This window comes from Arthrobacter sp. zg-Y769, from assembly GCF_020907405.1.
Classification (GTDB): Bacteria; Actinomycetota; Actinomycetes; order Actinomycetales; family Micrococcaceae; genus Arthrobacter_B.
Genome location: NZ_JAJJOE010000007.1, coordinates 74,267 through 89,979 on the forward strand (window position 1 = coordinate 74,267; position 15,713 = coordinate 89,979).

At 65.2% G+C, this 15,713-nt stretch carries 19 protein-coding genes; 11 read left to right on the forward strand and 8 right to left on the reverse strand.

Annotated features, from left to right (window positions below; all coding sequences use genetic code 11):
* The first annotated feature begins 23 nt into the window (after positions 1 to 23).
* The 3 genes from LOC60_RS05810 to LOC60_RS05820 all read left to right on the forward strand — a co-directional run bounded on the left by LOC60_RS05810 (position 24) and on the right by LOC60_RS05820 (position 2,653).
* The gene (locus tag LOC60_RS05810; RefSeq protein WP_230023397.1) at positions 24 to 869 is read left to right on the forward strand and encodes an aldo/keto reductase; all 846 of its coding nucleotides are present in this window, start codon (positions 24 to 26) and stop codon (positions 867 to 869) included.
* A 37-nt stretch (positions 870 to 906) separates the two neighbouring features.
* A complete protein-coding gene (locus LOC60_RS05815; RefSeq protein WP_230023400.1) occupies positions 907 to 1,248 on the forward strand; it encodes a hypothetical protein in 342 nt (113 codons plus the stop codon).
* Positions 1,249 to 2,185: 937 nt separating this feature from the next.
* Positions 2,186 to 2,653, forward strand: a complete 468-nt coding sequence (locus tag LOC60_RS05820) for a hypothetical protein (RefSeq protein WP_230023403.1) — start codon at positions 2,186 to 2,188, stop codon at positions 2,651 to 2,653.
* Between the two features lie 105 nt (positions 2,654 to 2,758).
* On the opposite strand, the gene LOC60_RS05825 is transcribed toward LOC60_RS05820, so the two are convergent.
* On the reverse strand, positions 2,759 to 3,088 hold the full coding sequence (locus tag LOC60_RS05825) for a hypothetical protein (protein WP_230023406.1): 330 nt from the start codon (positions 3,086 to 3,088) through the stop codon (positions 2,759 to 2,761).
* Positions 3,089 to 3,194: 106 nt separating this feature from the next.
* Here LOC60_RS05825 and LOC60_RS05830 point away from each other — a divergent pair, with 106 nt between their 5' ends.
* Positions 3,195 to 3,899, forward strand: a complete 705-nt coding sequence (locus tag LOC60_RS05830) for an SOS response-associated peptidase (RefSeq protein WP_230023409.1) — start codon at positions 3,195 to 3,197, stop codon at positions 3,897 to 3,899.
* 21 nt (positions 3,900 to 3,920) lie between these two features.
* Here the strand turns inward: LOC60_RS05830 and LOC60_RS05835 are convergent, their stop codons facing one another.
* The gene (locus LOC60_RS05835; protein WP_230023412.1) at positions 3,921 to 4,895 is read right to left on the reverse strand and encodes an aldo/keto reductase; all 975 of its coding nucleotides are present in this window, start codon (positions 4,893 to 4,895) and stop codon (positions 3,921 to 3,923) included.
* 102 nt (positions 4,896 to 4,997) lie between these two features.
* Between LOC60_RS05835 and LOC60_RS05840 the strand changes: the two genes are divergently transcribed.
* The 3 genes from LOC60_RS05840 (at position 4,998) to LOC60_RS05850 (ending at position 7,407) form a co-directional block, all read left to right on the forward strand.
* Positions 4,998 to 5,783, forward strand: a complete 786-nt coding sequence (locus tag LOC60_RS05840) for a thioesterase family protein (protein ID WP_230023415.1) — start codon at positions 4,998 to 5,000, stop codon at positions 5,781 to 5,783.
* 3 nt (positions 5,784 to 5,786) lie between these two features.
* Positions 5,787 to 6,527, forward strand: coding sequence for a lipoate--protein ligase family protein (locus tag LOC60_RS05845; RefSeq protein ID WP_230023417.1), 741 nt, complete (start codon positions 5,787 to 5,789; stop codon positions 6,525 to 6,527).
* Between the two features lie 100 nt (positions 6,528 to 6,627).
* Positions 6,628 to 7,407, forward strand: coding sequence for a pullulanase X25 domain-containing protein (locus LOC60_RS05850; protein ID WP_230023419.1), 780 nt, complete (start codon positions 6,628 to 6,630; stop codon positions 7,405 to 7,407).
* On the opposite strand, the gene LOC60_RS05855 is transcribed toward LOC60_RS05850, so the two are convergent.
* The gene (locus LOC60_RS05855) at positions 7,404 to 8,846 is read right to left on the reverse strand and encodes a lipase maturation factor family protein (protein ID WP_230023421.1); all 1,443 of its coding nucleotides are present in this window, start codon (positions 8,844 to 8,846) and stop codon (positions 7,404 to 7,406) included. The two genes, LOC60_RS05850 and LOC60_RS05855, sit on opposite strands and share 4 nt — an antisense overlap.
* Before the next feature lie 136 nt (positions 8,847 to 8,982).
* Positions 8,983 to 9,255 carry a hypothetical protein gene (locus LOC60_RS05860; RefSeq protein ID WP_230023423.1) on the reverse strand — a complete coding sequence of 91 codons (273 nt, stop codon included), beginning with the start codon at positions 9,253 to 9,255 and terminating at the stop codon, positions 8,983 to 8,985.
* 127 nt (positions 9,256 to 9,382) lie between these two features.
* Here LOC60_RS05860 and LOC60_RS05865 point away from each other — a divergent pair, with 127 nt between their 5' ends.
* Together LOC60_RS05865 and LOC60_RS05870 are read left to right on the forward strand one after the other, a co-directional pair.
* Positions 9,383 to 10,003 carry a MerR family transcriptional regulator gene (locus tag LOC60_RS05865; RefSeq protein WP_230023426.1) on the forward strand — a complete coding sequence of 207 codons (621 nt, stop codon included), beginning with the start codon at positions 9,383 to 9,385 and terminating at the stop codon, positions 10,001 to 10,003.
* A 93-nt stretch (positions 10,004 to 10,096) separates the two neighbouring features.
* Complete coding sequence (locus tag LOC60_RS05870) at positions 10,097 to 10,900, forward strand: PIG-L deacetylase family protein (protein ID WP_230023428.1); 804 nt, start codon at positions 10,097 to 10,099, stop codon at positions 10,898 to 10,900.
* On the opposite strand, the gene LOC60_RS16185 is transcribed toward LOC60_RS05870, so the two are convergent.
* Positions 10,836 to 11,150 (reverse strand): recombinase family protein, encoded by a 315-nt coding sequence (locus LOC60_RS16185; protein WP_331460786.1) that lies wholly within the window; start codon positions 11,148 to 11,150, stop codon positions 10,836 to 10,838. The two genes, LOC60_RS05870 and LOC60_RS16185, sit on opposite strands and share 65 nt — an antisense overlap.
* Positions 11,151 to 11,317: 167 nt before the next feature.
* On the reverse strand, positions 11,318 to 11,494 hold the full coding sequence (locus LOC60_RS05880; RefSeq protein ID WP_230023430.1) for a hypothetical protein: 177 nt from the start codon (positions 11,492 to 11,494) through the stop codon (positions 11,318 to 11,320).
* Positions 11,495 to 11,690: 196 nt separating this feature from the next.
* Here LOC60_RS05880 and LOC60_RS05885 point away from each other — a divergent pair, with 196 nt between their 5' ends.
* Complete coding sequence (locus tag LOC60_RS05885; RefSeq protein ID WP_230023432.1) at positions 11,691 to 12,290, forward strand: hypothetical protein; 600 nt, start codon at positions 11,691 to 11,693, stop codon at positions 12,288 to 12,290.
* Positions 12,291 to 12,463: 173 nt separating this feature from the next.
* Here LOC60_RS05885 and LOC60_RS05890 read toward each other — a convergent pair whose 3' ends face one another.
* Positions 12,464 to 12,877 (reverse strand): hypothetical protein, encoded by a 414-nt coding sequence (locus tag LOC60_RS05890; protein ID WP_230023434.1) that lies wholly within the window; start codon positions 12,875 to 12,877, stop codon positions 12,464 to 12,466.
* Positions 12,878 to 13,427: 550 nt separating this feature from the next.
* Here LOC60_RS05890 and LOC60_RS05895 point away from each other — a divergent pair.
* Complete coding sequence (locus LOC60_RS05895) at positions 13,428 to 14,279, forward strand: hypothetical protein (protein ID WP_230023437.1); 852 nt, start codon at positions 13,428 to 13,430, stop codon at positions 14,277 to 14,279.
* Between the two features lie 234 nt (positions 14,280 to 14,513).
* On the opposite strand, the gene LOC60_RS05900 is transcribed toward LOC60_RS05895, so the two are convergent.
* Complete coding sequence (locus LOC60_RS05900; RefSeq protein WP_230023439.1) at positions 14,514 to 15,701, reverse strand: MFS transporter; 1,188 nt, start codon at positions 15,699 to 15,701, stop codon at positions 14,514 to 14,516.
* Between the last annotated feature and the right edge of the window lie 12 nt (positions 15,702 to 15,713).

Consider the following 15,713-nt stretch of genomic DNA (forward strand, 5'->3'; position numbering starts at 1 on the left):
CGCACCGCAGGAAAGGCACCGCCATGACAGAGAGTTCCCGCACCGTTGTTCCGGAACTGACGCTCGGCAACTCCGTGCGGATTCCGCAATTGGGGTTCGGCGTTTTCCAGGTTCCGCCCGGCCGGACGCAGGAGGTGGTGGAGGACGCCCTGGCGGCCGGGTACCGGCATATCGACACCGCCGCCGCGTACGGCAACGAGGCCGGCGTGGGAGCGGCCATCGCCGCGTCGGGCATTCCGCGGTCCGAGATCTTCGTGACCACCAAGCTGCGCAACGGAGACCAGGGGAGGGCGCGGGCTGCGTTCCTGGACAGTCGGCGAGCGCTGAACCTCGACGTCGTCGACCTGTACCTGATTCACTGGCCGGTGCCCTCGCAGGGGATGTTCGTGCAGGCCTGGAAGGAACTCGAAGCCCTTTACCGGGACGGCTACATGCGTGCCATCGGCGTCTCCAACTTTCTCACCGACCACCTGGATGCACTTTACGAGCAGAGCCAGGTGCTGCCGGCGGTGAACCAGATCGAGCTGCATCCCGGGTTCCAGCAGGCGGCGCTCGCCGCCGAGACCATGTCCCGCGGCATTGCCGTGGAGGCGTACAGCCCGCTGGGGCAGGGGACTGAGCTGGCCGGGGCGGAAGTGGCCGCGCTCGCCGGGAAGTACGCGGCCACCCCCGCGCAGGTGGTCCTGGCCTGGCACCTGGGCTCGGGCCGGATCGTCATTCCCAAGTCGGCCAATTCCGAGCGGATGCGGGAGAATCTCGCCGCGGCCGGACTCGAGCTGACGGAGGAGGAGCTGGCCATCCTGGACGGGCTGGACGGCGGACGCCGACTGGGTGCCGATCCGGCGACGGCTGACTTCAGCCAGTTCTGACTTTCTGACTGCACGAACAGCGCTCCCGGGAGGACGGATGCCCCCTTCGCAGACAGCCTTGGATCTCCTGCAGGCCATCGCCGACGAGCTGCAGGACGGCCCGCTGACCGTCGGCACCATGTTCCGCAGCCCCGGGCTGCGCACCGGATCCAAGATCGTGGCCTTCCTCGGTTCCGGCGGCTACCTGATCGTGAAGCTGCCGATGGTTCGTGCCCGGGAGCTCATCGCCGCCGGCGCCGCAGGTCCGGTCACCATGGGTAAGCGCACCATGCGGGAATGGGTCGAGGTGCCGTCCGCCGCGGACCCGGCAGCCACGGCACGGCAGTGGACGGAGCTGACCCGCGAGGCGCTGGAATATGTCCGCAGCCTTCCGGAATAGCACGGCAATCAGCTTTCACCCTCTAAACCTGTGAGTCGAAGCCGACGAAACAGACCGGGGGAACGGGGACACTGCGGACGAGGAGATCAGGCCTGCAGCTTCGCCGGGAGCTGCACCCCGAGTGGGCAAGTCTCGGAGCCACCAGCCGACCGACAGAAGTCAGAGGAAGCACTCACCTGGTAGCAAGTCTTTGCAAGACATCGACAGGTGGTTCCGGTGTGGGGCGGCCCTCAGTGGCTGCAACCCAAACGATGCCGTGCTGATCTTGACGACTTCTGGCGGTGCCGATCGGCTCGGCGAGGTTAACCGCCACGTCGCGGGCGAAACCCTCTACGGTGCCGTCCGCTGAGTTTGCACTAAACTCGAGCCTCCACCCAATGGACACTTCGGGGTCAGCAGTCCGGCGATAAACAACGCAAACTGCGGCCGGCCCATCTTCCCAGATGCCGAGGATCTGCACGTCGTCAGCCCAGTAACGGCTAACTGAGTCAACTACATGGCGAACGAGATTCACATTTCCATCCTGAAGGAAAATCAGACGTGAAAGTAGTCGGTCAGGCTACCGCAACATCGCCCAGTGGGGGAAGGCTATCGGACGTACCACCAGGGATGTTGTAGCAACGTAGCTACTGAATCGGGTCCGGCAATCGACCCATTTTGTTTTCCGTGAGTACGCCCGACGAAAACGTAGCGGCTCATCACCGTGGGAACAATCGAATCAACAACTAAGAAGTGCCCGGGCTTTCTGACCTGGGGACGAGAAACCTAGTCCGTTATCGTGGAGGCAATCGCAGGATAGGGAGATTCCGTGGAGTTGACTCGATGTGCAGTGTCGGTCGCTGTCAGCGTTGCGGTCTTAGTTGGAGGGTGCAGTGTGTCCGCGTGTGCATTCAACGCTCTCCCTGGATCGGGTCCGACTGAGCAGAAGAATCTGCCATTGGATCCGTCTAAGCTCGAGAGCTCGCCGCCGGAGGAGGCCAAGAACTCGTTAGAAGAATCAGAACTCCTTAAAGATGCAGGGATTCTGTTAGAGGCCCTGCATGGCAGCAGCGCTTTGGTGAGTGTTTCATCGGACGTTGACCATGGCAGGGTCGTGGTCTATTGGTACGGAAATGATAGGTCGGCGCTCGAGGGCATCCTGAGTAGTGTAGGTTCACCCGTTGAGGTGCGATCTTCTCCATATGATCCTGAGGCTCTCGATAATGCGGCAGAGTTCTTGTTGGCCACGGATCTAGGCATTGACGTTTCCGCGACCTCCGTAGAGCCTGACGGATCAGGAATACTGGTCAGCTTAGTGTCGGCGCCAATTGGTGAGGGCCTCGAGGAAGTTGCTGCGCGGTTGTCAACGCTCGTTGGGTTCCCCGTGGACATAGATCTCAACGGCCCCGTCCCCGCAGCAAAGTAGTAGCGGAATAGTTGCCACTCGACCGGTTGTTCCGTCTCCCGAGTTGGAAGTTTCCTTGATCCGGTTGATCTTCACAGCTGGGCTAGGAGCTCCACGGCAGTGCCCTTAGGGGCTGTCCCGGGCGGTACGGTCCCCGAGCGTTTCCTTGCGGGAGTTGTTGGTCCGGCGGGTCACCGCTGATGCCCACACCCAGGTGGCCCGGCGCAGCCCGCCGTCCTCCCAAAGCACCTGCACCGCCCGCGGGGACCAGCTGCAGGCCTCGCCCTTGACCCGCTCGGCGGCACCGGGGAACCGGATCCAGGCCCAGACCGGCACGCCGGGCACCGAGGTGGTGACCGGATTGTGCTCGAAGTCCAGCTCTTCGGGGGTAAGGCTGATCGGCTCGGCCCGCCGCGCATAGCGGGCCGCCAGCCGCTCGGCGGCTTCCTGGTTCATACTCTTAAAAATAGAACATATGTTCGAAAGAAGGTAACCGGGACGGGAGTGTTCGGCCCCTGACGTCCTCCTGCCGGCGGCCGGTCCATGGTGCACAATGGGTGCCATGTGCGGACGCTACGTAATGGCAAGGGCGACGTCGGACCTGGTCTCCGCGTTCGCCGTCGAGCAGACAGTGGGAGCGGACGTGCTGCCGTCCTGGAACGTGGCGCCCACGGACGACGTGCGCATCGTCACCGAACGGTTCTCCCACGAAGCGCCGGTCCGGCGGCTGGCGACGGCGAAATGGGGGCTGGTGCCGGTCTGGGCCAAGGACCCTAAGATCGGGTCGCGGATGATCAACGCACGCCGCGAGACGATCCTGGAGAAACCGGCGTTCCGCAAGGCGGCCGTGAAACGCCGGGCCCTGGTGCCGGCGGACGGTTACTACGAGTGGGAAAAATCCCCGGAGGGGAAAATCCCCACCTATCTGTATTCCGGGAAGCAGGACCCGCTGGCGTTCGCCGGCCTGTACGAATTCTGGCCGGACCCGGCACTGCCGGAGGACCACGAACACAAATGGCTGCTGAGCGTCACCATCATCACCACGAAGGCCACGGACGCACTCGGGCACATCCATGACCGCACCCCGCTGATCATTCCGCCGGACCTCTATGCAGACTGGCTGGATCCGAAACTGAGCGACGGGGCAGATGTCGCCCAGCTGCTCGACGCCGTACCCGAACCCACGCTCACCCCGCGGGTGGTCTCCACGGAGGTGAACTCGGTGCGCAACAACGGGCCGCAGCTGATTGAGCCTGCGAGCGCCTGACCCGGCGCCCGCCGCTGTGACTCACCAGGCGTAGTCCTCCGGCGCCGGCGAGTGCCCCGGGAAGATTTCGTCCAGCCGGTCCAGTGTCCCGGAATCGAGGGCAACATCCAGGGCGAGCAGTGCCTCGTCCAGCTGTTCCTGGGTACGCGGCCCCACCAGCGGCGCGGTCACCGCCGGCTGGTGCAGCAGCCAGGCCAGGGCCAGGACCCCGGGAAGGATCTCCAGCTCCGCGCCCAGCTCCTCATACTGCCGGATCTGGTCCTCGTGTTTCGCCAGCAGGTCCCGCACCTTGCCCTCGGCGCGCCGGCCGCCGCCGTCGGCCTCCTTCTGCAGGATCCCGCCCAGCAGGCCGCCCTGCAGGGGAGACCACGGCAGGATGCCCAAGCCGTACTGCTGCGCGGCGGGCAGGACTTCCAGCTCAACGGACCGGTTGATCAGGTTGTAGATCGACTGTTCGCTGACCAGGCCCATGAAGTTGCGGCGCCGGGCGTTCTCCTGTGCCTGGGCGATGTGCCAGCCGGCAAAATTGCTGCTGCCGTTGTAGATCACCTTGCCCTGCGCCACGGCCACTTCCATGGCCTGCCAGATCTCGTCCCAGGGTGTGTTCCGGTCAATGTGGTGGAACTGGTAGAGGTCAATGTAGTCCGTCTGCAGCCGCTGCAGGCTGGCGTCCAGGGCGCGGCGGATGTTCAGGGCGGAGAGGAACGTGTCATTGGGGCGCTCGCTCATGGAGCCGTAGAGCTTGGTGCCCAGGACGGTGCCCTCGCGCCGGCCGCCGCCCTTGGCGAACCACCGGCCGATGATCTGCTCGGTCCAGCCCTTGTTCTTCCCCCAGCCGTACACATTGGCGGTATCGAGAAAGTTGATGCCGGCGTCGCGGGCGGAGTCCATGATGGCGTGGGCATCCGCCTCCTCGGTCTTCGGGCCGAAGTTCATGGTGCCCAGGCACAGGCGGGAGACGGACAGGCCGGACCGGCCGAGGTGGGTATATTCCATCCGGCCAGTGTGCGCCGCGTTACGTCCGGGGGCCAGTCGTCCGGCCGCGCTGGGGTAGCCTGAGAGCTCCAATTTCCGGAACCGGCAGGGAGAAGCAAGCACGTGGCTGAATCGTATTACCGCTCACTGGGCAACGATGCCTACGAGGCAACCATCCACACCCAGGGCGCCTGGAATCCGCACGAACAGCACATGGCGCCCATTTCCGGACTGCTGGCCCACAGCCTGGAGCAGTTCCGTCCCCGGCCCGAGCTGCGCATGGCCCGGATCAGCTACGACATCTTCGGGCTGATCCCGCGCACCACCTTCGAGGTGAAGACCTCCGTCCTGCGTCCCGGACGCACCATCGAACTGGTCCAGGCCGAAATGGTGGCCGAGGGCCGCACCGCCGTGCGTGCCACCGCCTGGCGCATCGCCCGCGGATCGACGTCTGAGGTGGCCGCCGTCGAAGACGACCCCATGCCCGGTCCTGCCGAGGCAGGCAGCCATGAGGGCCTGACCTCGTGGCCCGGTGCCTTCATCGAATCCATCGAGATGCGGGCACTGCCGGGGCTGCGGCCGGGCCGCGGCCGGGCCTGGCTCCGCACCCCACACGAAATGGTGGAGGGGATGCCGACGTCGGACCTTGTCCGCCTCGTCGGCATGGCGGACACGGCCAACGGCATCTCCACCCGTGTCCCGCCGGGAGGGGACAGCTACATGTTCCCCAACGTGGACCTGCAGCTGCACCTGCACCGGGATCCCCGCGGCGAGTGGCTGGGCCTGGATACCCGGGTAACCTTCGGCGCCGACGGCATCGGCCTGACCTCGGCTGTCCTGCATGACGTCCACGGACCGTTCGGGCGCAGCGAGCAGATCCTGACCGTCCGGCCGCTCGGCGGAGCGTAGGCGGTGCCCGCTGCCCTGGAGGTGTTCCGGCAGGACGGCTCGCTGGGGGCCGCCGCGGACCTGGACTTCGCGCTCGCCATGCTCGACGCCGTCCGCCGCGGCGAGCTGGGCCCCGCCCTGCGGATCTACCGCCCGCGTCCCACGGTGGCCCTGGGGCAGCGGGACGCCAAGCTGCCCGGCTTCACCGCAGCGCAGGCGGCCTCCCGGCGCCATGGTTTCGAGCCGCTGGTCCGCAGGGCCGGCGGCCGGGCCGCCGCCTACCACGAGGGCTGCCTGGTCCTGGACCACGTGGAACCCGATGCCTCTGCCCTGGCCGGGTCCCGGCGCCGGTTCGAGGACTTCGGCGAGCTGTTGGCGGACGCGTTCCGCAAGGCCGGCCTGACCGCCGGGGTGGGCGAAATTCCGGGGGAGTACTGCCCCGGTGAGTTCACTGTCTTCGGCGAGGCCCCCGACGGCGGACGGATCAAGCTGGCGGGCACCGCCCAGCGGGTGATTGCCGGCGGCTGGCTGTTTTCCTCGGTGCTGGTGGTGGACAACGCCGCCCCGCTGCGCCGGGTCCTGACCGACTGTTATGCCGAGCTCGGGCTGGATTGGGACCCGCGTACCGCCGGTGCTGCCCGGGACCTCGCGCCGAGCCTGGACCTGGCCCAGGTGCAGGACGCCGTGCTGGCTGCCTATGCCGGATACGCGCCCCTCGTTGACGGCGACTTCTCCGGATTGGTGGGGAGAGTTACACGACACTAGGGCCCCGGTGCTTCTTCCCGGGAGCTACCGGGGATAGTGTTGAATGCGGTCAGCCGGCTTATCAGGAGCGGCTATCTTCATTCGTAACAAAGGAATTCCATTGGGCTCAGACACCGTTGAAAACACTGCGCTGCGGCTGCAGGCGGTCCTTGAGATCCTCGCTGCAGAGGACCCGTCAGCTACAGGCAAGGTCAGCAGGGCAAAGGTACTCGGTGCCGCCCTGGACCGTGTGCCGCTTGCAGGACGCGAAGCGGAGGCCCTGGCCAGCGGCACCACCCGCGGTGAGCGTGCCCTGGTGAACGCCACCACCAAGCTCGTCAAGGCCGGCTGGATCCTCAAGGAAGCCCGCTCCGGCTGGAGCATCACCAACGAGGGCCGCCGGGCCCTGAAGGACTTCCCGGAGCCGGCGCATCTCTCGGCCGCCCTCAGCGGGAAGCCGGTAGCTGCGGCCGAAGCCGTTTCCCCGGCCGAGGAAGTAGTGGAAGAGGCCCTGCGCGACGCCGTCGCCGTCCCCTCCGCTCCGGCCGAGCAGCACGGCTCCCACCCGGAGGCCGGCACCTCCGAGCCGTCCTTCCCGCAGCCGGAATCCGTCGCCCTCGCCGGCGACTTCGGCTCTGCGCTCGGCATCGAGGACTGGGACCCCGCCGGGGCGCAGTTCGTGTTCGACCGCCACGATGAACTGTGGAAGCTCACAGTGGACCTGCCCGAAGGCACGTACTCCTACAAGGTGGCATTGAACGGTTCCTGGGACGAGAACTACGGGTTCGACGCGCACCGCGACGGCGGCAACATCGAAATGCGCCATGCGGGCGGACAGTTGACCTTCCTGTATGACCATGCCACGCACAACGTAGTCACCAAGCCGGAAGTGAACGCCTAGGACCCCTCCGGCGCGGTGCCCGGTCCCTGGATCGGGTCCACCAGGATCCCCGCCGGCTCCCGCACCCACCAGACCCGTTCCCGGCGCAGTTCCGCGGGCGTGGAAAAGCGGTAGCGGTAGACCCGGGCACGGATCCAGCGGGGCGGCTCGCCGTCGAACGGGTCCCTGCGCAGCAGGCGCAGGGTCCGGCGGTCGGCGGCGAGCAGCTTCCGCAGCAGCACCGGGAACCAGGCACCGGAGGCGCCCAGGCCCAGGAACCACATCAGCCAGTCCAGGCGCAGGTGGTAGGGCGCAAACTGGCGCGGCATCCGGCGCGGGTCCCCGGGTTTTCCCTTGAATTCGTACTCCTGCCAGCGGGCCGCCGGCCCCGGCGGATCGTTGGTGCCCTCAATGACCACCTCGTTCCGGTGCCGGGTGATGCTGCCGAACGCGCCGTAGGCGTTGGAGAGGTGCCAGCGGTTGAAGCTGGCATTCATCAGCTGGTCGCGGCGGACCAGGTTCTTCAGCGGTGCCCACGCCCAGTACAGCACCGCCAGGGTGACGACGCCGACGACGACGGCGAACGCCGCCGGGGTTGCCTCCGGATCCGGTGCGGCGAACCGCACCCAAGGAAGCACCGCCTGCACGGCCGAATCGCTGATCGCCGTGCACGCCAGCAGGATGGTCAGCACGTTCAGCCAGGCGAAGTTCCCCGAGAGGACCAGCCAGAACTGGGTAATAACCACGACCGCCGCGGCGATGGAGGCCACCGGCTGCGGGAAGAACAGGAAGAACGGCACCACCAGCTGCGCAAAGTGGTTGCCCAGCACCTCCACCCGGTGCAGAGGCTTTGGCAGGTGATGGAAGAACCAGCTGGCCGGATTCGGCATCGGCTGGGTTTCTTGGTGGTAGTACAGGGCGGTGAGGTCCCGCCACACCTTGTCGCCGCGCAGCTTAATCAGCCCGGCACCGAATTCGAGCCGGAACACCAGCCAGCGGAAGGCCCACAGCACCGCGACCGGTGCGGCGACGTCGTCGGAGCCCAGGAACGCGGCCAGAAAACCCGCCTCCAGCAGCAGCGATTCCCAGCCGAACCCGTAGAACGTCTGCCCGATGTTCACTACGGACAGGTACAGCCCCCAGATGAGCAGGAACGCCGCCATCGGCAGCCACCACGGTCCGGCCTGCGGGACCCCGGCGACCAGCAGGGCAGCGACGGCGGCGCCGGTCCAGGCCACGGCGAGCAGGAACCGGTCGGAGTAGTGCCAGTGGAAGAGGGTGGGAATGCCCCTGCCCTTGATCCGGGCCAGGAACTGCGGCGCCGGCAGCAGCCCCTTTTCGCCCAGCAGTGCCGGGAACTGGGCTGCGGCTGACAGGAACGCGATCAGGTACACGGCCGCGATGCCTCGCTGCAGGATCTGGCGGGCGAATTCGTATCCTTCGGCACTGAACCACTCCATGGCAATCCAGCCTAGCCCCAGGTGACGAGTGCGCAGCGGGCTACGTGCTCATGACGTGGCTCCCTGAATGATGAGCCCGACACCGGCGGAGAGCAGGCCGACGCCCAGCACCGCCGCTCCACTCTCCGGGTACGGGTTAGCCGGCTCGCCGCATCCGGGCCAGTTCGGCTTCAATACGGCGATCCGAGATGGCGGGACGGCCCGCATAGATGGGAATCCCCGCAACGACCGCGGCGAGAAGAGTTCCCAGGACCGGCCAGGCCGGCCAGAAGTAACCGCCCGGCGTCGTGAAGTACCAGATAGCGATCTGAAGGACCGCGAGCAGCAGCCAGAGACCGACCAGGCCCTTGTAGGCCGTCTTGGCGATGACGCGCCGACGGGCGAGCTCGTACGACTCATTTGTTGACATGGTGTGTCTTCCTTTTTCGATGGAGTATTCAGGTCAGGCGGACGATTGGCTGTGCACCGGGCTTCCCCCGAATTGGATAGTTGACTATCTAAGCTGTACGATAGCCCTACTATCCAATGGAGGCAAGATGCAAATATCAGAACTGGTGCAACGGGCAGACGTACCGCTGGCAACGGTCAAGTTCTACATCCGGGAGGGCCTTCTCCCTGCAGGGCGTGCAACCAGTGCAACCCGTGCCGACTACGACGAGAACCACCTCGCGCGGTTGCGGCTGATCCGCTCGCTCACGGTTGTGGCCGGCCTGCCCCTGAACCGGGTCAAGAAGATCCTTGACGTGATCGATCATCCGAAAGACAGCATCTACGAGACGCTGGGGACGGCAATAGATGCCCTCACGGGCTTTCTTCCCGGTGACCAGGACCCCGACCGCGGCTGTCCGCGGGCCGAAGCGGCTCTCGCTTCGCTGGGGAGCGCCTATAACGCCTCGGATGACCGGATGGCGGCTTTTGTGCAGCTCGAGAGCGCCCTCCGTGCCGTCGAGGAGGTCGGCATGCCGGCCGACGCTGCGAGGCTGCGGCTTTACGGTGACCATGTGATGGCGATTGCGCGCGCTGAAATAGACGGGATGTCGACGGAAGACCCGCAGGCAGCCGTTCAGTACGCGGTCCTGGGTACAGCACTGTATGAGCCGGTCCTGACGGCAATACGCCGCCTCGCCCACCAAAACCTCGCCATCGGCGTTCAGTGAACCCCGGGCCTCACTGACTAGGGGTCCCGCACCTGCCGCGGCGGGCCTACGCTGGAACGGTGGCAAAGCGCTCTGCGGCAGGAGGTGCCTGACATGAGCGGATCACGGGTTCTTGCCCTCGTCGTCGCCCATCCGGACGACGACGCCTACGGGCTGGCGGGAACGGTGGCGCTGCACGAACACGATCCGGGGTTCCGCTTCATCCTGGTCCACGCGACCGACGGCGGCGCCGGGCAGATCGATCCGTCCTATCCGCCGGTCAACGAGCCGCTCGGGCGGATCCGGCGGCGGGAAATGGAAGCCGCCTGGACGGCGCACGGCAGGCCGCCGGACCGCCACGAGTGGCTGGACTACGACGACGGTGCAGTGGCGCAGGTTCCCTTCCGGGAACTGGTGGAGCGGATCGGCGGCATCTTGGCGCAGGAGCGGCCCGACGTCGTCGCCACCTTCGGCCCCGACGGGATCACCGGGCACCCGGACCACATCGCCGTCGGTGCGGCCACCGATGCCGCCTTCACGGGTCTTCGGTCCGACGGCGGACCGGGGCTGCAGCGCCTGCTGCACGGCGGAGTCCGCCGCTCCACCTGGGAACGGTGGAACCGCAGCCGGGTTCGGCGCGGACTGGAACCCTGGGACGAGGGCCGGGTGTATGACGTACGTCCGGTGCCGGACGATCTGATCGGCATGGAGGTGGACGTCGGCAGCGTGGCGCACCGGATCGTAGCCGGGCTGATGGAGCACCGGACCCAGCGGCACGTGGTTTCCCCGGGCGTACCCCCGGACTCGGAAGAGGATGCCGGCTGGGCGCGTTCCGTGTCAGTGGAGCCGCTGGTCATCGCCTGGCCGCCGCGGCTGCCCGGGGCAGCCGTACTGGGCGATGTTTTCGAGGGGCTGTGAAGTAGGTCAGGGTTGCCTGATGACGACCTTGCCCCTGCCGCTTGCGGCCAGTAGAGCCCACCGTGTCCCCGGATCTGACGGCAGCCATGGCCTCACGCAATCCTGGACGTGTGCGGTTTGTTCCAGTGAGTCCGTGATCGACATAGATGTTCTCGGGGTCAACTCCGAGGACCGCCAATCCGTCCCGCTGAGCGGTGAGGTCTTGTTCGTTGGTCGAGACTCGGGCATATCCAATCTTCACCCAGACAATGTTGCAGATTAGGTACCCGCACCATGCATCTCACCGTGCGGGTCTTACGTATGACGAACCCCCTCTGGTTCCAGCACCAATGTCGCCTGTAGCAGACAGGCTCCGAGCTGTTGGCCGAGGGAGCGAAACGAACCTATGTCTGTCCTGGCTAAGCAAAGCCGCCAAATTTAGCATCCGGCCTGGCTATGGAAGGCGCGGGCGTCGGAGAAGAACTCATTGGCACCTGATGATCCGCAATTGCTGGAAATTAAGTAGCTGTAGCAGACGGCCGCCACAGCGACACCGACAATGGTAATGGCGTGCAGGATCCAACGGGCATGCCTATGGTTGATGTGGTCGGTCATTGGTCTCCTTGGTCGGTGATTCTGTCCGTTCGGAGTGCTACACCGTAGCAGCACCGTACACGGTGGCCCGCAATATTATTCGTGCATCCAGCCGTGTCAGGAGGATGCGCATCGTTCTTATGTCCGTAAGCCGATCCGGCAGCGTGCACGATCGAGCGCTAATGGGACAATCTGGTGTCAGTGACATGATGAGCCGGTGACATTCTCTCCCTGCAGTGATCAAGCGCCCGCGGAGTGGATCACCACTAGCGATGAGCATTGGTGGAGCCTGGTGACGCTGGGCCCTCCAGGGTTCCCGTCCTATGCGCGACTGCGGTTCATCCCAGACCCGGCCCATGAGGGTCAGTCTGAAAACGAGATTGCGGGCCAGAGCGACATCCCGTCAGATACTGCTCAACTCCGTCTCGCGGTTGAGGCGTTGCTCCAGCGCCCCGACTCGCCTGCCGAGGGGTACGTGCTGATGTGGGACGGGTGGGGTGAGGATGAGTTCCCCGAACCGGTGCTGCGCACAGCCCGTGTGGTGCTCCCACATCGTGAGTACTACCTGTGCCGGGTCTCACTGGCAGACTTTGCCTCTGGGGTGATCGAAGACTCCTGGCAGGCGAAATCGAATCGTCCCATGCCCTTGCCATCATTTATATGGCCCTCCGATCGGGCCTGGTGCATCACCAAAGATGTTGATCCACATTGGGCCGGCGTCGGGGCTGAGCAGGCGCTGATTGACCAGCTACTGACCGAACCAAGTCTCGACGTCGTTCCGGTCGAGACGAATCAAAAACTGCCCTTCTATCACTAGAGGATAGAACCGACGAGCAAGAGGGACGGTGCCTCGCTGGAGGATCCCCAACGGGCGGGCTGTGCGGACGACTTTGGACATTCCGTGCAGTCGACTTCGGAAACTGACAATCGGTGATGTCAGTGGATATATGAAGCTTTTCCGGAATGCATGAGTGCACGGTGAGGGACCCCCTAGCGTGCACCCCGCAAGAAGCCCTCCATGGCGTAGCCGCCATTTTGCTCCAGTACATCTCTAGCAATCCCGGCCAGCTTTCGGGGGTCATAGTCCGTCGAAGCCGCCCACGCCAATAGCCCCAATGCGGCCTCATCGTTGGGCAGCTGTTCCAGGCGCCGAACCACCCATTTGCCGTTGCCCAACCATTTTTGGTGCCGGAGCAACAGCAGTTCGGCGGATTGGCGGAACACATTCGAGGCGATGGCGAACGTTTCGGCGGGAGAACTGGAACCCAGAAGGTCATCCATCGAACAGCTGAGGTCGTACCTACGGAGGTCGCGTTCGGCATCAGTTAACGGCATGGGGCCCTGCCGCATGTAAAGGCGCGCCTCATCCTGCCATTGCGTCCCGGGCCCGTGGTCGGTCAGCAAGAGTCCCCGGGCGCAGATGTCTCCGAGGATGGCACAGCGTATTGACCTTTCCTTCTCATACCAGAAGGCCAGGCTCTCGGGGGTGTGAACGAAGGCTTCTACGATCCATCCGCGATACCGGACGGTCTCCGCGTAGTTCGAGCCACCAGCTCGATAGAGGATGGCTATATCAAGATCAGATGTCGGAGTCGAACAGCCCCCAAGGCTGCGCTGCCACCCAGGATTGATGCTTCCGCTCCGGCATGCATTTCCTCGACATAAGAGCGTGCAATCGTGATTGGATCCATTAGCCCATGATGCCCTACGCCTACAGGCCTTCTTCGACACAGCGCGAGGACACATGTTCCAAAGCGGATCCGCTTATAGGACTGGAGCCGCGGGCCTGAGGGATTGAACGCATCTGGGGACGTTCCCCAGTCCAGTACCTTTCGTGGTCTTGAAGCATCCCGCGGGGAACGTCGTACACCACCTCCGTGGGGACTTGACCCGTATCGGATCCACCGGCAGAGTCCTCGGCATGATCTTCGATGGGCCTGTAGGGAGTGCTCCATTGGGACTTGACCTTCGCGAGGTGGCCGCACCACCGTGGGAAGAAGACCTGCTGGTCACCGCCCGGCCCAAGGGAGTCGTGGACGTGTGGTCGCTGATGCGCGGGGCGCGCTGCGTCACGTTCGAAACGGTCTGGGGCTCCGGCGGCTGGCGGGGGGCACTGGTGCCCGGTGAGCACCCCGTGGTGGTGGCCGGCGCGTGGGAGCACCACGGCGTATGCGGGTACGACCTGACGGGACAGCGGCTGTGGCAGGACCGCAGCCGCACGAACGTAGAGGCCGTGACTGCCCTCACTGGAGGTCGTGTTGTCGTCACTCACCTCCGCAGGGCCACCCGCGTGCTGGAGGCAGCGACCGGGGAGGAGATGCGTACCCTGCGCGGGGCGTTGAGGGTGATCGCGCTGCGCCCGGACCTCACGCTTGCAGTAGGTGGCGGCTGGTGCCGCCTGCTGGATCGTTCGCTGGATCCGCTCGGGTCCCGAATTTCGACCGGACTGAATACGGTTTGGTGTGCGGCTAGCGACGGGGAGCACCTGGCGATCAACGAGATAGGCGGACCCTTACGCATTCTCGACTCCGACGGGCAAGAACGAGCGAGAATAGCTGAGCACTTCCGTCACCTCCTCCACGACCCGGTGACGAACACCTGGGTCGCGGTCCAGGATTTTGGGGAGAAGAACTCCCTGCTCAGGTTCAGCAACGACGGGGAGGTTCTGGAGCGACGTCCCTGGGACCTCCACATCGGCGGTACGGCCACGATGCGCGGAGGCAGAACGTTGATCCTGAACACGAATCAAGGCGGGCAGGTCGTAAACTGCGCGGACTGGAGCGTGCGCGGGCTTGAAGCGACGTGAGCCCGCGCGCCGAGCAGCCCGTCGCATTGCCACGGGTTGACGGCGGTCCCTGCCATCACCATCGGCCAGCCCGCCACCAGCACATCGCTCGTTTTTCGACATGACCGAGCGTTCTTGCATGACAGGGGCCAGCATTTCGGGCGGGCCACCGATCGCGGTGCGGTATGTATTGCAGCGCTTTGTGGGACGACCACCGTCAACGTTGCCAGCCAGTCTCAGACCAGCCACCAAGACTCACAGTCGTTTTTGTACGGGAAGACCCGCCAGTACCAACGCGCCGACGATCGCCGCAATTCCGCCGACGGTCAGAACGGAGGTGGCACCGGCGCCGTCGACGAGGACTCCGCCGATACTTGCTCCCACGGCGATCGCGATATTGCAGACCGTCACGATGAGTCCGCCGATTTGCTCAAGTCGTGTCGGTGCAGTCCTGGCACCCCAGCTGAGCACCGACGTCGGGAGTCCGCCGAAACCAAAGCCCCAGAGTGCGGCGGCGATGAAGAGGCCGGTGATTGATCCCCCGCCGAGGAGCATAGCGAGCATTCCGAATCCCAATACCGCAGGGAAGAGGAACACTGCGGCCCGAAGCGCACGGTCGGCCAGGGGGCCGCTGAGAACGGTGCCCAGGACACTGGCGGAACCGAACACGAGCAGCAGCACGGCCAGGCCACCACCGGCATCGATTCCTGACACGGTTTCTGCCGCCGGGCGGATATACGTGAATCCGCCGAAGTGGCCGCCGAAGGTCAGCAGGACCGCAGCCAATCCCACTACGACCACTCCGGAGCGAAGGGTCGATCCGAGGGCGCGGAGCCCGCTCACTCCTGTAGGTTTGACGGCCGGCAGCGTGGCCGCCTGCACGAGCAGGGCCAGAGCGGCGACGACTGCGGCGATGAAGAAGACGGCCCGCCATCCCCAGATTTCCCCGAGCCAGGCGCCGAGAGGTACGGCAACAATGGTTGCAACTGCTACACCGGCGTTGATGACGGTCAGCGCGCGGCCGAGATGGTCGGCGGGCACCAAGTGCGCGGCCATGGCGGTGGCCATTGCCCAGAAGCCGCCAAGGGCAACGCCGAGCAGGAGCCGCGCGGACAAAAGAACGAAAAGGCCGGGTGCCAGGGCAACGAGGATGTTGGAGAGGATAGCCAAGGCGGTAAGGCCGATCATCACCCGCCGGCGATCGGTGCGGGGGAGGACCACTGCGATAAAGAGGGCCGAGAAAACAGCAGCGACGGCGGTCATTGTCACGCTTTGTCCGGCAGCACCGACCGATACGTCCAGGGTTCCAGCGATACGCGGAAGGAGGCTCGCGGGCAGGAACTCAGACATAACAATCGCGAAGATTCCAAGGCCGAGCGAGACGACGCCGCCCCAGGCGGCTGTCTGGTCTGCTTTGGTGATGTGTGCGGGGATGGCGGTCATTGTGGTGATCCT

Excerpts from the sequence above, each read along its gene's own strand:
- LOC60_RS05810 (WP_230023397.1), top strand. The coding sequence starts at position 24 with ATGACAGAGAGTTCCCGCACCGTTGTTCCGGAACTGACGCTCGGCAAC.
- LOC60_RS05815 (WP_230023400.1), top strand. The coding sequence starts at position 907 with ATGCCCCCTTCGCAGACAGCCTTGGATCTCCTGCAGGCCATCGCCGAC.
- LOC60_RS05825 (WP_230023406.1), bottom strand. The coding sequence starts at position 3,088 with ATGAACCAGGAAGCCGCCGAGCGGCTGGCGGCCCGCTATGCGCGGCGG.
- LOC60_RS05830 (WP_230023409.1), top strand. The coding sequence starts at position 3,195 with ATGTGCGGACGCTACGTAATGGCAAGGGCGACGTCGGACCTGGTCTCC.
- LOC60_RS05835 (WP_230023412.1), bottom strand. The coding sequence starts at position 4,895 with ATGGAATATACCCACCTCGGCCGGTCCGGCCTGTCCGTCTCCCGCCTG.
- LOC60_RS05855 (WP_230023421.1), bottom strand. The coding sequence starts at position 8,846 with ATGGAGTGGTTCAGTGCCGAAGGATACGAATTCGCCCGCCAGATCCTG.
- LOC60_RS05860 (WP_230023423.1), bottom strand. The coding sequence starts at position 9,255 with ATGTCAACAAATGAGTCGTACGAGCTCGCCCGTCGGCGCGTCATCGCC.
- LOC60_RS05865 (WP_230023426.1), top strand. The coding sequence starts at position 9,383 with ATGCAAATATCAGAACTGGTGCAACGGGCAGACGTACCGCTGGCAACG.
- LOC60_RS05870 (WP_230023428.1), top strand. The coding sequence starts at position 10,097 with ATGAGCGGATCACGGGTTCTTGCCCTCGTCGTCGCCCATCCGGACGAC.
- LOC60_RS05880 (WP_230023430.1), bottom strand. The coding sequence starts at position 11,494 with ATGACCGACCACATCAACCATAGGCATGCCCGTTGGATCCTGCACGCC.
- LOC60_RS05900 (WP_230023439.1), bottom strand. The coding sequence starts at position 15,701 with ATGACCGCCATCCCCGCACACATCACCAAAGCAGACCAGACAGCCGCC.